The organism is Psychrobacter sp. AOP3-A1-26, from assembly GCF_052378235.1.
In the GTDB taxonomy this organism is placed as follows: domain Bacteria; phylum Pseudomonadota; class Gammaproteobacteria; order Pseudomonadales; family Moraxellaceae; genus Psychrobacter.
The window spans coordinates 1-13,705 of record NZ_JBQSXN010000084.1; the positions used below are offsets into that span (position 1 = coordinate 1).

General features: G+C 41.9%; 10 protein-coding genes and 2 pseudogenes. 10 read left to right on the forward strand and 2 right to left on the reverse strand.

What is annotated here, in order from left to right:
• The first annotated feature begins 283 nt into the window (after positions 1–283).
• The 5 genes from ACT3TU_RS11730 to ACT3TU_RS11750 all read left to right on the forward strand — a co-directional run bounded on the left by ACT3TU_RS11730 (position 284) and on the right by ACT3TU_RS11750 (position 4,777).
• Positions 284–829 (forward strand): porin family protein, encoded by a 546-nt coding sequence (locus tag ACT3TU_RS11730; RefSeq protein WP_192524465.1) that lies wholly within the window; start codon positions 284–286, stop codon positions 827–829.
• Between the two features lie 129 nt (positions 830–958).
• Positions 959–1,492, forward strand: a complete 534-nt coding sequence (locus ACT3TU_RS11735) for a porin family protein (protein WP_444784407.1) — start codon at positions 959–961, stop codon at positions 1,490–1,492.
• A 381-nt stretch (positions 1,493–1,873) separates the two neighbouring features.
• Positions 1,874–2,371 carry an NfeD family protein gene (locus ACT3TU_RS11740; RefSeq protein WP_192524463.1) on the forward strand — a complete coding sequence of 166 codons (498 nt, stop codon included), beginning with the start codon at positions 1,874–1,876 and terminating at the stop codon, positions 2,369–2,371.
• A gap of 23 nt (positions 2,372–2,394) precedes the next feature.
• Positions 2,395–3,255, forward strand: coding sequence for an SPFH domain-containing protein (locus ACT3TU_RS11745; RefSeq protein ID WP_192524462.1), 861 nt, complete (start codon positions 2,395–2,397; stop codon positions 3,253–3,255).
• Positions 3,256–3,400: 145 nt separating this feature from the next.
• Positions 3,401–4,777 carry an esterase-like activity of phytase family protein gene (locus ACT3TU_RS11750; RefSeq protein WP_192524461.1) on the forward strand — a complete coding sequence of 459 codons (1,377 nt, stop codon included), beginning with the start codon at positions 3,401–3,403 and terminating at the stop codon, positions 4,775–4,777.
• A gap of 246 nt (positions 4,778–5,023) precedes the next feature.
• On the opposite strand, the gene hemN is transcribed toward ACT3TU_RS11750, so the two are convergent.
• Positions 5,024–6,487: an oxygen-independent coproporphyrinogen III oxidase gene (gene hemN, locus ACT3TU_RS11755; protein WP_413038388.1), complete on the reverse strand. Its 1,464-nt coding sequence runs from the start codon at positions 6,485–6,487 to the stop codon at positions 5,024–5,026.
• Positions 6,488–6,877: 390 nt separating this feature from the next.
• Positions 6,878–9,433, reverse strand: a complete 2,556-nt coding sequence (locus ACT3TU_RS11760; RefSeq protein ID WP_192524459.1) for a penicillin acylase family protein — start codon at positions 9,431–9,433, stop codon at positions 6,878–6,880.
• A 324-nt stretch (positions 9,434–9,757) separates the two neighbouring features.
• On the opposite strand from ACT3TU_RS11760, the pseudogene ACT3TU_RS11765 reads away from it, so the two are divergent.
• The 5 genes and pseudogenes from ACT3TU_RS11765 to ACT3TU_RS11785 form a co-directional block, all read left to right on the forward strand.
• Positions 9,758–10,711, forward strand: a pseudogene (locus ACT3TU_RS11765) (YifB family Mg chelatase-like AAA ATPase); the annotation flags it as partial.
• A 136-nt stretch (positions 10,712–10,847) separates the two neighbouring features.
• Complete coding sequence (locus ACT3TU_RS11770; RefSeq protein ID WP_101767591.1) at positions 10,848–12,536, forward strand: hypothetical protein; 1,689 nt, start codon at positions 10,848–10,850, stop codon at positions 12,534–12,536.
• Between the two features lie 99 nt (positions 12,537–12,635).
• Entirely contained in the window at positions 12,636–13,100 is a 465-nt protein-coding gene (locus tag ACT3TU_RS11775; protein ID WP_267893085.1) for a Tn7-like element transposition protein TnsE, read from the forward strand.
• A gap of 34 nt (positions 13,101–13,134) precedes the next feature.
• Positions 13,135–13,287, forward strand: a pseudogene (locus tag ACT3TU_RS11780) (type I restriction-modification system subunit M N-terminal domain-containing protein); the annotation flags it as partial.
• Between the two features lie 79 nt (positions 13,288–13,366).
• On the forward strand, positions 13,367–13,705 hold a 339-nt coding region (locus ACT3TU_RS11785; protein ID WP_444784408.1), incomplete at its 3' end, for a hypothetical protein.

Sequence of the window (13,705 nt, forward strand, 5' to 3'; positions counted from 1 at the left end):
TTGTTTTAAGCCTATCTCTTATATAAAGCTGGCGAAATGAGTAGGGATTATTGCATAAATTCGGTAGTTGTAACAAAAGATTTCATATCCTAGCCTTTGTAACCCAGACACTGATAAATACTTGCAAATCTTAACTTTCAAACCATCAAACACTGACAGAGTCTATGAAATGGTTTGTTACTATGTACTCATCGTTAGCGAACAAGGCGATAGAGCTATAAAGTCAATATAACTAATATAAATAGATAACTTGTTTGTCCAAACTTATTTTAAGGAGCTAACAATGAATACTCTACAAAAAACGTTATTCGCATTAGCAGCTGGTTCTCTATTAACGGTCAGTGCCCAAGCCGCTACTTCTTATAGTAATGGTTATACTGGACAGCCATACGTTGGTGTGAAGGTCGGTCAGTTTGATTTAGATATCGACAACGCTGATGACCCAACTGCTTACGGTGTATATGGCGGCTACAACTTTGATCCAAACTTCGGTATCGAAGCCGAATATGTAGGTTCAGATGATGCCGACTATAGAAATGGTGATCTTGATGCCAAGACTTATGGTGCCTACGGTACAGCCCGTTATCAGTTTCCAAATACAGGCCTATATGCCAAAGGTAAACTGGGTGTTGCCAAGACTAAGGTAGAAGGTGACTATACTGTTGGTCCGCTCAAAGTTTCAAACTCTGCCAGTGATACAGGTATTGCAGGTGGTGTTGGCCTCGGATACTCAGTGAACCCTAACTTTGGTGTCGAAGCTGAATACGCAATGATGGATAGTGATGTTGATGCCAAACTGATGACAGTTGGCGCTCATTTAAAATTCTAGACCTACATACCTTTAAGTTCCTATATTAAAGCGTATTGAACGAGCAAAAATGAGAAATGATTACTTAAGTATTATTTCTCACATTAAAAATCAAAAAATAAATCAAAAACATAACATTAGGTGAATACAATGAAAACTTTACAGAAAACTCTACTTGCATTAGCCGCTGGTTCTTTAGTGAGCATGGGTGCACCAGCAGCCGTATCTTATGGTAACGGTTACACCGGCCAACCATACGTTGGTGTTAAAGTTGGTCAGTTCAATTTAGATACTGATGGCGCTAGTGATCCGACTGCTTATGGTGTATACGGTGGTTATAACTTCGACCCTAACTTTGGTTTAGAAGCTGAGTATATTGGTTCAGATGACGCTGATTATTATAATGGTGACGTAGACGCTAAAACCTATGGTCTATATGGTACCTACCGTTATGGCTTTAATAACACGCCAGTATATGCCAAAGGTAAACTGGGTGTAGCACGTACTGAGATTGATGGTGATAGCAGAGTGCCAAATATCTCTGTATCAGACAAGAGCACAAGATTAGCAGGTGGTGTAGGTCTTGGTTATTCAGTAAATCCTAATTTCGGTGTCGAAGCTGAATACGATATCGTTGGTAGCGATGCAGACCTTTGGACTGTTGGTGCCAACCTTAAATTCTAATACTTTGAACGCTTAGTTCTTGGATTAGAAATTGCTTAAACAGTACTTACACAGTAATAAAAAAACGATCACTTAAAGTGGTCGTTTTTTTGTGCTTACACTTTTAAGAGTAGCTTTTTCATGCTTGGCTTTACTAGAATCGGCATGGCACTATCGCCAGTGGAATGTAATATCTATACATTACGTGCTATTAGTATGAGCTTTTCTTGCTCGCTGTACCTACGCAGATAGAGGCTGCAAAAAACTTATACCAGTAGCACACTAATACAGCTGTACTAATTTTATTGTTCATCAACTATATATTAATGATTTTTAAGACATTATTACTCTTAAAAATGTGCTACATTGAAAGTTAGAATGACAAAGATAGGGAATGTGCCGATGATAGAGACTCTCTGGATGATAGAACCTTGGCATTGGCTGGTATTGGGCTTTTTATTGCTGATTATCGAGATGTTTGTGCCCACCTTTGCTAGTCTTTGGTTTGGTGCCGCTGCCATCATCGTTGCTATACTTTCATGGTTATTGCCCATCTCTGTCTCTATTCAAATCATTGTTTGGCTAGTGCTCTCTGCTATATTTCTACTGGCGTGGTTTAAGTATATCAAACCGCTGTCTGTAGATCGTACTAAAGCAGGGTTGGGCGGCAGTGTTATCGTTGGTGAGACAGGTATGATTATCGTGCAGCCACAGGCCGATAGAGCAGGGACGGTGAGATTTAGTGTGCCTATTGTCGGTGCGGCTGAATGGATGTGCCGTACGCGAGGCGAGCAGGTGGCAGTGGGTGATCGGGTGATCGTGACGGATATCGTTGGTAACGAGCTAATCGTCAGTAGTATGAAGTCACAAGCAGCGATTAACACAGGCAGTAATTTATAAAGGTATGCTAATAGGGATAAGTTATGGAAAGCTTTAGTATTGTTATGATCGTTTTGATTGCACTGGTTGTGTTTACCGTGTTTAAAGGCGTTCGCATCGTGCCGCAAGGTTATAAATGGGTGGTGCAGCGCTTGGGTAAGTATAGCCAAACACTAGAACCCGGCCTAAACCTAATTATCCCTTATGTTGACGACGTGTCTTATAAAGTTACCACCAAAGATATTGTCCTCGATATTCCATCACAAGAAGTGATTACCCGAGACAACGTGGTTATCATTGCTAATGCTGTCGCTTATATTAATATCGTTCGTCCAGACAAGGCAGTGTACGGTATCGAGGATTATGAGTATGGTATTCGTAATTTGGTACAAACCTCATTACGTTCAATTATTGGTGAAATGGATCTTGATAGTGCACTATCGAGCCGTGACGAAATCAAAGCCAAGCTAAAACACGCGATTTCAGAAGATATCTCTGATTGGGGTATCACGCTTAAAACAGTAGAGATTCAAGATATTAATCCGTCTGATACGATGCAAACGGCGATGGAAGAACAAGCGGCGGCTGAACGTCAACGCCGTGCGACAGTGACACGCGCCGATGGTCAAAAACAAGCCGCTATCTTAGAGGCCGATGGTCGTCTAGAAGCCTCACGTCGCGATGCTGAAGCGCAAGTAGTGTTGGCTAAAGGTTCTGAAGAATCTATTCGTCTGATTACTGATGCGATGGGTACTGAAGAGATGCCGATTGTCTACTTACTGGGTGAGCAGTATATCAAAGCGATTCGGGAGCTGGCTGAATCTGACAACTCCAAAATGGTGGTGTTACCTGCTGATATTCTAAGCACAGTAAAAGGCATGGTAGGTGATAAGCTTAAAGTTTAATAATCAATGACTTAATAATCTAGGTGTTATACCTATTACAAGGTTCAATTTTAAAAATAGTCAGTTAGCGTCCAACGCGCTGGCTATTTTTTTGACTGTAAATTATTTAGCTCGTAATGAAAGTACAGATAAAAGGAAAATAACAATGCTTAAGCAAAACTCAAATAATATGCTGATGTCTATAACAGACTTCCCTCAAGGTAGCCCATTACCCTATACCGTACTGGATGCGACGCTCACCAATGCCGCTTATCCTGAGCAGAAATTGGAGATTCGAGGGGGTGGCTACGGCTCAGATGCAGCGGCTCATCCAACCAATGCCAATCAATTTTATGCACTCGCCGATCGTGGTCCCAATGCTGATTTTGATGGCGTTGCGGGTAAAGGTAAGCAGTTTTTAGTGCCAAACTATACACCGTCTATTGGGCTTTTTGAGTTACAAGCTGATGGCAAAATCACTAAAATAAAAGAAATCATACTAAAAGACAGCACCGGCAATCCCATCTCTGGGCTTCCGAATCCAAAAGCATTGGGCGGTACTAACGAAGTACCTTATGATGTTAATGGTCAGCCGATGACTATAAACCCAAGCTTACCTTTTGATACTGTGACCAACCCTATTAAAACCGATATCAATGGTTTGGATCCAGAAGGACTTACCGCGCTCACAGACGGCAGTTTTTGGATCAGTGATGAATATGGGCCACATCTCGTTCATTATGATGCCGAAGGGATAGAGGTCGAGCGTATCAATCCTTTTGCTAATGATGAGCGTAATAATGTGATGGTTGATGGTAAGCCAGTTTTATTACCAGCAGAGTTTACCAAGCGTCGCACCAATCGCGGGATGGAAGCATTAACAGTCACACCTGATCAGACGACCCTAGTAGGTATTATGGAGTCTTCCATGGACAATCCTGATCAATCGGGACGTCTGTCTAATTTGACCCGCATGGTGACGGTTAACTTAGTTTCAGGTCAGATAAAACAATACTTATATCGTCTGGATGCAGCACAGCATGTGGCATCAGGTATCGTTGCTATTAATGAGCATGAGTTTTATTTGATTGAACATGATCGCAAGTTTCCGCTACAAGACAAATCAGCCCAAAAGCTAATTTACAAAGTTGATACCTCACAGGCAACGGATATTGAAACTATTTTAGATAATAAAAGTGTCGAGCAGGACGAGATCGTCGGCTTGACTATCGAAGGACAAACACTAGAGCAGCTTATTGCCACAGACGAAAAAAACTGGCAAGCACTTGAAGAGATGGCTATTAAGCCTGTTAGCAAGACCTTGGTCGTTGATGTTCTGGCTACGATAGATTATCCGCATGATAAGCTTGAAGGCTTATGGTTGCGTCAAGATGGTTCGTTAGGTTTATTGAATGATGATGATTTTTCGATAACAGATACGGAGATAGCCAACCCAAAAAGCCTTGTTGAACACAAATATCTTGATAAGGAAAAGACTATCATAGATGCCAATCGTCTTTATATCGTCATGCCTACCGAGTAGAGCAGGCTGCTTTATACAGATAACTATAGCCAGTTCGAAATAAAATCGATACGTTAATAGCCACGTGCTACTGGTATAAGTTTTTCTTGCTTGCTGTTCGCAAGGGTGACAGAGGCTGCAAAAAATTTACTCCAGCAGCACTGTATCGGTTTTAAAGTGAATCAGCTACATCTTTATCACAGACCATAAAAAAGACCTCGATCGAGGTCTTTTTTATGGTTAATAATCAGCTTAAAAACACCTCACTTAAATAACTTTTGAAAAGCGGTTTTTATGTTTCTTCTCAAGATATTCATCGAATACCATCGCCACGTTGCGACCTAATAAGCGACCTTTTGGCAGTACGCGAATACCGGCAGCGTCCATGTCAATCAAGCGGTCGTCTTGCATCTGACCAAGCTGTTGGATCTCATCAATAAAATAGGTAATGGCATCGATACCAAATTTCTGATTGACGTCTCTAAAGTCGATATAGTCGTGGCATAACAAGTTCATAATCACATATTCGCGTAAGCGATCTTTAATGGATGTTTTAATCACTTTGACCGCTGGCATTACCGCAGGATTGCTGCGTGCAGCATCGATGTTGTCTTTATAAACCTGTAGATCGGTATGATTTTGTAAGATATAGCTGTTATTGGCATTAGCAATTTGACTGATTGAAGACACGCCAAAACCCAGTAAGTCGCAATCGCCCATGATGGTATAGCCTTGGAAGTTACGATGTAATTTGCCTTCACGCTGGGCGACGGCAAGCTCATCATCAGGTTTGGCAAAATGGTCGATACCAATGTACTGATAACCGGCTTCGGTTAAGGTGTTGATAGTATTACCAAGCATTGCGAGCTTGGAGGCTGGCGTCGGTAGGTCGGCTTCTTTGATTTGTCGTTGAGATTTAAAGCGCTCAGGCAAATGGGCATAATTAAAGACCGATAAGCGATCCGGTGACATCTCGATAATACGCTGGACGGTTTTATCTAAGGTTGTTGGCGTTTGATGCGGTAAACCATAAATCAAATCGACGTTGATAGAGCGAAACCCTAACGCGCGCGACTCTTTTAATACATTTTCAATTAACTCTGCCGAATGTACGCGGTTGACTGCGATTTGTACCGTTTCATCTAAGTCTTGCACGCCCAAACTGACGCGATTAAAACCCAGGTTGCGCAGCACTTGTAGCGTCTCGCCACTGAGCTCGCGTGGGTCGATCTCGATAGAATAGTCACCTTGGTCATCGGGCAAAAACTCAAATTGAGTTTGCAAAAACTCCCAAAGCTGTATTAACTCATTATCTTGTAAAAAAGTCGGTGTACCACCGCCGAAATGCAGTTGTTTCACCAGTGGTTTTTTGCCGTTTTCGGTTGTGCCTAATAAGCTACGTTTGTGCTTAATTTCAGCAATGAGGTACTCTAAGTAATCGCCTGCATCGCTGTTCTTTTTAGTAATGATTTTATTACAAGCGCAGTAATAGCAAAGGTGACGACAAAAGGGAATATGAAAATAGAGCGATAGCGGGGCATGGGCTTCACGCTCTCGAAGGATTTTGGTCTCAAGCCCTTCTGGCATCGGTGAGAATTCTAAAGCGGTTGGATAAGAGGTATAGCGAGGCCCTGAACGATTGTATTTATTAATAATATCTTCATCGAATGCGGGTAGCTGCTTGGTAGTAATGCTGCCGCGAGTACTGGCATATGGATTGTCTGGCTGCATGACAGGGCGGGTGGTGGTGGGTTGCTCTCCCGCACGATTATAGGGTTGTTGGGTGCTTTGTTCTGACTGGTTTGTCATGCGATATTCCTCGTTTTAACTGTATAAATCGCCATATTTACGTATTCGGTGTGTGGCTATTTTGAGTCAACTAATGGCCTTGCTGGTAGCGATTTAATATAAGTCATTTTAAGATTAACTGCTTTACTAAGCATTAAATAGTCTAAATATGAATGCTTAAATAGGTAATGGGTAGTATAACGAATCATTGATAATAGTGACATGGATAGAGAGTTTTTGTATATACCCATAAAGTTGTATGGGTAGGTAATAAAAAAAGACCTCAGGATTGCCCTAAAGTCTTTCTTACTGTTTTTATAAATTCTGCTCTTTTTATTCTGTTAATTGAACTTTATTACCAACCGCTTGGTTGCTAATCTCAGTAGCACTAAACGGCAAGCGAATCCAGTCTTTGGCTGAGTAGCGGCGCGTTTGATCACGATGATAAGGACGCGTGCTGTCCTCTGCTTGCGAATAGGCGAGCAATGCTTCTACGACGGGTCCATTAGCATCAAAAGTGACCGACTGCATATAAGTTGGGCCATTATTAATCACGTAATTGCCATCAGCGTTGGGACCAGGACCTCTTGCCACATTGAATACCCCTTCGCTTCCTTGACCACCATGCATAGGAATGCGTTCGTTGTCCTTACCTGCGTCTATAACGTATTGAACACTTCCTAAAGTTGCATCAAATGCGATACCTTTATCTTGGAAGTATTTAATCGAATCACCCAAAGCTGTTCGTGTAGTTGCGTTGATAATGAGATCGCGAGGCGTATTGACTGGATCATTGACGTCAAAACGTACACTAAATAGCTTTTTATCATCAATGGTTTCTTCAAAATCAATATTATTCCAAAACTCTCTAAAGACGTGTGCCCCTTTGCTATCGAGATTATTACGACGATCCCAATTGCTCAGCACATCACAAGCTTGAGTGGCATCGATAGTGCCACTATCAGTCAACGGCAGCATTGGGTCAGCGCTACAATCAGCCAATACATCATCTAGCACCAACTCAGCGACGTAGCTGCGGTTGCCATAGACGACTTCTTGCAGGTTTTTTAGGTTAAAGGTAGTGCCACCAAGACCATCTGAGTTATCGAGTCTGTCTAATACCTGTTGAAACGCCATACGAGTGCGCATCAGTAATGGTACGCCATCGACAGGACTTTCTTCGAGGAAAGGTGTCAAGTTACGACGCAGTAGCGGTGAAAATCCAGTCAATGGTGCGTCTAAGTTACTCAGCCAATAACTGTCATTGGAGTTGATCGCATAATCATCACGAATCAAGAACGGCAGATTTGAGCGACCAAAAATACCGGCTTGTGGCGAGTCAGCGTCATTGCCCCATTCGCAATCAGCGCTATTGCCCTTTAATGCTGGGAAGCCAAAGCCCACGATGGCTTTTAAGTATAACTCTCCCTCTGTACAACTATTTAACTGCTCTTTGGTCACGTGCGGTACGGTTGAGATGTCCGCATAAAGGGCTTTACCGTAACGGTCAGTGGCGATGGTGTTGACAAACCCTAGACCAACCTGATCTTGCATTCTATCAACCAAGTCCTCGACACTACTGGCTTGGTTCATGCTGCGCCACTGATTCAGTGAGCGTGCATTTTCTGCCGCGGCATCACGGATAGTAAAGGCGATATTATTAGCCCCCCAAACTGGTAGTAAACCGTTAACCTTATTGATTGCTAACATAGGCCCAAAGTGTGAGGAATAAACAGGTTGAACGAGGGTTTGATCGTCTGGTAGCTGAATGGTCACTTCATCCTTGCGGATATCACGCTGTTCTACGACGCCATCACTATTGGTATAGTTGTACTTCATAGGATTGCCATTCACTAGCTCAAGCTGATAAAGCGTGAAGCGTTTGGCAGTAGAAACGGTGTGGCTCCAAGCAACATCTTTATTGAAACCAATATTCGGGAAAGGCTGACCTTGTTGAGCTGCACCCATTACGTCAAGCTCACCGGGCATGGTTAAGTGAAACTCGTAAAAACGTTGGATACCATTCCATGGTTCATGTGGATTGCCGTATAAAACTCCGCTATCGGTGCCCGTCGTTTCGCTACCAAGTGCGTAGGCGTTACTGCCGCCATCCAATACATTGATGGTGGTCATATCAAAATCAAAGCCTGAGGCTAAATCGGCTGTGTCTGCAGCGGTAGATGAAGAGGTCGATACCGAGTTCGATGCCGAATCTGGGCCAATAGAACGCATTCTGCTATTGTCCATGCTTCTACTGCCCATTCTACTACTATCAACAGTCACATCCTGTGATGGAGGTGCCGCCGCAACGATGGGTCCCACAAAGTTTGAGAGGCCACCGCGTAAGTTTGCTTTGGCATAAAGCGCCAGTAGATCATTGGTTCCGATTTCTTTTACCCATTCGGCGCCAGCGCAGTCAGGATCGATATTATCAACCCCTTTATCGCGTAGATAGCGACTATAACCAGCGGCGTAACCTGCGACTGCATCAAGGACTTCTGGCTCTTGTGCATCTAGGAACTGCGCGCGTTTTTCTGGTGAATTATACCAAGTATAAAAAACATCGCTGGCCACATCGCCTTTTTCGCCTAAATAAAGCATGCTCTGACCGTTAGCAACCACAATCTCACGGGCCAGTGAGCAGATATTGTCTTCAGCGAAAGAATAACCAACGCCGTAGCCTAGTCCTTTATAATCTTTGGCAGTAATGTGGGGTATACCGAACTCTGTGCGTTGAATGTCGACCTCGTAGGTCGCTGAAGGGGTAGTGATGTCATCATCATTATTAAAGCTGCTGTCACTATCTGAACATCCCGATAATGCTAATGAAACAGCTACGGTGAGTAGCGTGAGTGAAGGCACACGCTGATTAAGCACTTTTATACTCATAAACCTATCCGTCCATGGTTGAAAGGTATTATATAAAACGGTGGCAAAAATCAGCCATCATTGCTTTATGTGAACAATAAAATCCTTTTATTGTTAATACTTTTGCTAGCTTTGGGTCTCGCCTATCGAAGATAGGTTTTCCAGAGTCATTAGATAAGACTGAGGACGCGCCCTAAGCACGAAAGTATCTATTATTTATCATATAACAATGAAGGGCGCTTATGCTAGTAAATAATAGATAATAAAACACGACATTTGCGCGCTTATAAAGAATGCTTTATGATTGAAAATTGCCTATATTGCTTTTATTAACAGGAACTACGGATGTCGTTTGCTCAAGTATATACCCGCTCAGTTGTCGGACTGCACGCACCCAAGGTGATTATTGAAGTGCATTTGTCGCAAGGCTTACCAGCGTTGACTATTGTTGGTTTGCCCGAGGCTGCGGTACGCGAGAGCAAGGATAGGGTACGCTCAGCGCTGCTTAATTCAGGGTTTCAGTTTCCCAATCGACGCCTAACGATTAATTTAGCCCCTGCTGATTTGCCTAAAGATGGTGCGCGCCTTGATTTGCCCATTGCCATCGGTATTTTGGCGGCCAGTGATCAATTGGATCCAGAAGTGTTAGCAGGCTTTGAGTTTATCGGTGAGTTGGCGCTCAATGGCGATCTAAGGCAAGTGAGCGGGAGTTTGGCGGTAGCACGGGCAATGAAAGCTGAAGTACTAGCATCGAAAACATTGGAGGTGTTAGAGGCTAGTGAGTCGGAGTCAAGTGAAGGTCAGCAGTTGTCACCGACCATCCAGCCACGGCCCAAACCGCAGTTAATAGTGCCGATGGATAATGGTGCTGAAGCTAGCCGTGTCGAGGGCGTAGAGATATTGGCGGCGGATAGTCTAAAAGCGGTTTGTGATCATTTGCAATCGCTCACAGATGCTAGCCTTGTAGAGAAGCATTTAGAGATAGTACAGCCTAGTCCTGCCCCGCAGCAGGTTGGTTATCAAGTGGACTTGGCGGATGTAAAAGGACAGCATCATGCTAGGCGCGCGTTAGAGATTGCCGCGGCTGGCGGGCATTCGTTATTGTTTACTGGGCCCCCAGGTTCGGGTAAGACCTTAATGGCCTCTCGTCTACCGACTATCTTGCCAGATTTGAGTGCTGAGGACGCATTAGAGGTTGCCAGTACCTATTCAGTTGCCGACAGTGATTATGATTATGGTACGCGGCCATTCAGGCAAGTTCACCATACTATATCTGCGGTGGCGTTGGTCGGTGGGGGTTGTCAATTCTAACAATTGATGTCATATTCCAAGAATAGATGTCATAAACCTATCCTTGATACTCTCTATTCTCTTAAAGTAATTCTCACTAAAATAGCTAACTCGCTACCTAACACAAATGGATTGAGAGTGAGCTATGTTTGATACGTTATTCAAGAGTAATGGTAAAAAAGTTAAGTATATGGGTATGGTAAATATCCGAAAATATTTTGAGGTATGTCTAGGGAGTTATTATAATCCAAAGACTGAGTATGTCGTACTGTGGTATGGGAAAATATACTATTATCGTAGACGTAAAACGGTTCAAGTGTACTTTCTAAATTCTACTACCAAAAAACAAGTTGTAGTCGGAGTATCAATCAAATCAATATTAAAGTTACCTATAGGGTCTATTTGGGTTGATGGTATCTGTGAGGAGAAGTACGATTTTGAAACATTATATACCACGTTAGATGCATATAACGATAAGCAACAAGAACGCCCAAACCTTACATATACTAACCATTTTGGTATTTCAGCGAATAAAGGCGATTATATTCTTGAGCCTGATAACTATCCAGTTGATGACATTAAAACAGACTCTAATACAAACCTCGTTGTACAGACTGGTAATACTAAAATAGTTATCCCATCGGTTTTATTTTTTGTTGCACACTATGGGGTATCGAAAGAAATCAATAAAGTTCTAATTAGTTATCACAAAGAGGAAGCCGAAGAAAGGTTGAATATAAATGATAACTACGGTGATCTGATTACCATACCTGATCGATGTGTAATTGCCGACGCTGTATTCTTATTCTATTTGAAAACAAATAGTTATACCAAAAAAGTAGTTTGGAATCTCAATTCAAGAATGCTTAGAAATGATAGGCAGTACCTTTCTCTAATGGCTCAGCCTTATCATAAGCAAGAAATTCAACTTAAGATATTAGGTTTGAAAATTGATGATCAGACCATACTTTGTACCGAAATTTTAGGTATGTCTATGCCACAGGGATCTGAAATAGAGTACAGGATAGATAAGCCTAATTCTGCCACATACGGTGAAGGTGTTGAACCTCAAACATTAAAGTTTCAACCAATCTACAACACTATTGAATCTGATGAAATAATATTAGAGGCTCAAAGAGATGCTAATAATATAACCACTGCTGTAGTAAGGCATAGAATAGAGCAGATAGGTAAGATAAGGGCGCTTGTGAAGAGCGAGGATTTAACTTTAGATGAAGTTATAGATACTTGTAACTCAAAGGTTGTAAGGTTACCTCAACATGAGCCCAACACCTTTTCAGATGGAGAGGACGGCAATGCTAATGGTGATATTGGCAGGATCCAAGTTCTAGTAGAGAGTGGTGCGATTCATCCAATAAAGAACAACTTTGAGCGTCTATTACGTTATGCTCAAGATCTTAAAGTCACTTCGGGCTACTCACCTGTAGTCATAGATTGCGTAAATTTGGCTAACGATAATATATTTATTGGTGAGACGGTGCATGGCATGCATATAGCGCAGTATGACTCTAGTGTGGAAGTAGTTTTCGTTATGCGTCTGAGTTTTGAAAAACATGGGCTTTTTTATATATTTGATTGTCAGAAAAAAGGCAGCCAAACTAGCGGTATTGTTATAAAAGTAGCAAATGAAGATATCTTTATAAGAGATGCGATACGACGAATTTTAAGTCAGTTATTTAGAAATAACGGTCGGTTGGCCGATGTAAGTGAAATATCTGGATTTAGTACCATCAAATATTTTAAACACACGAACGGCGAGAGTTCCAATTGGGTTAAAACTGCAATAGATAATTGGTTGCAAGTAGTGAACTAATTGTTTTCTGTATTTGTGTAATTCTCTATTGAGCATTAAAATATTCCAAATTATTTGAGTAGGGGTGTGTAGAAGCATCGGGCTTAGAAATTGTTCGAAGTGCAGCATTTTGTTGATAATATAACCATAAAATATCACGAGCTTCCTAAGGTGAAATACTGTCGTAGATACAGGACAAAAAGTGGACTTCCACGCACCATGATGGAAGCTAGATTTCAGTATGCTAATCAAGGATTTTCACTCTTTGAGGTGTATGCTGCAGATATTGATACACGCCTATCGACGCTTATCGTTAAGGTTGACAGCTACGACCAACTTGAACGCAAAATACCAGAGTTTATGACAAAGGTAGTCAAAGGGTCCCCATCTTGGACAGATGTGGCGGCGCTGTTTGATAATTCCAATACACTCCATCATCCTATTGGCTTTTATGAAAAAGAGTTCAATGAAAGGGTGATACAAAAATGGTTGAGTGGACTGCAAAAAAATTGCTCTTATTCTCTGAAAACGAGAGTAACACCTAAACAAGTATCTTATGGTTGGGGTGATTGCCACATATCTTGATATTCTATAAACATTAATTTTACAGGTCTTTTTTATGACAACAAGCAATCAACAACGTGCCGAACTACACCGCCAAATTTGGCAAATTGCAAACGAGGTTCGGGGCTCAGTCGATGGCTAGGACTTTAAGCAGTATGTATTGGGTACGCTGTTCTATCGTATTATAGAACAAATAATCGCTTCTTTTGATTACTTCTATTTATTGGAGACGCTTACCATGTTAGTAGATAATAATGATAGTCTGATAGGTATAAAGGGGTGAGGCATTGCTACATCAACTAAAAGAAAATGGGTATGTTTTCATATCAAGTGATGCTAATAGCTCAATACTTGATGTAGCAAAAAGCGTTGGTGATGTATTCAAGATTCCAACAATGCCTTTGGTTCAGACTCTCACACCAAGACTTAAAAAAGATGAACATGAAAGTACGTACAGTGGTAACTTTGGGATCGATGAGTTCCCGTTTCATACCGATTTAGCACACTGGCATACTCCACCAAGGTTTTTTCTTCTAAGGTGTGTTACTCCTGCACCAAATGTTTATACAAAACTCATCGATAGCAGATATTTATGTGACTCTCTTGACTCTGTACTTGTTAGTAGG

What these genes read in the sequence shown, in the direction of transcription:
- ACT3TU_RS11740 (WP_192524463.1), top strand. Translation starts at nt 1,874, where the DNA reads ATGATAGAGACTCTCTGGATGATAGAACCTTGGCATTGGCTGGTATTG.
- ACT3TU_RS11770 (WP_101767591.1), top strand. Translation starts at nt 10,848, where the DNA reads ATGTTTGATACGTTATTCAAGAGTAATGGTAAAAAAGTTAAGTATATG.
- ACT3TU_RS11735 (WP_444784407.1), top strand. Translation starts at nt 959, where the DNA reads ATGAAAACTTTACAGAAAACTCTACTTGCATTAGCCGCTGGTTCTTTA.
- ACT3TU_RS11730 (WP_192524465.1), top strand. Translation starts at nt 284, where the DNA reads ATGAATACTCTACAAAAAACGTTATTCGCATTAGCAGCTGGTTCTCTA.
- hemN (WP_413038388.1), bottom strand. Translation starts at nt 6,487, where the DNA reads ATGCAGCCAGACAATCCATATGCCAGTACTCGCGGCAGCATTACTACC.
- ACT3TU_RS11760 (WP_192524459.1), bottom strand. Translation starts at nt 9,433, where the DNA reads ATGAGTATAAAAGTGCTTAATCAGCGTGTGCCTTCACTCACGCTACTC.
- ACT3TU_RS11750 (WP_192524461.1), top strand. Translation starts at nt 3,401, where the DNA reads ATGCTTAAGCAAAACTCAAATAATATGCTGATGTCTATAACAGACTTC.
- ACT3TU_RS11745 (WP_192524462.1), top strand. Translation starts at nt 2,395, where the DNA reads ATGGAAAGCTTTAGTATTGTTATGATCGTTTTGATTGCACTGGTTGTG.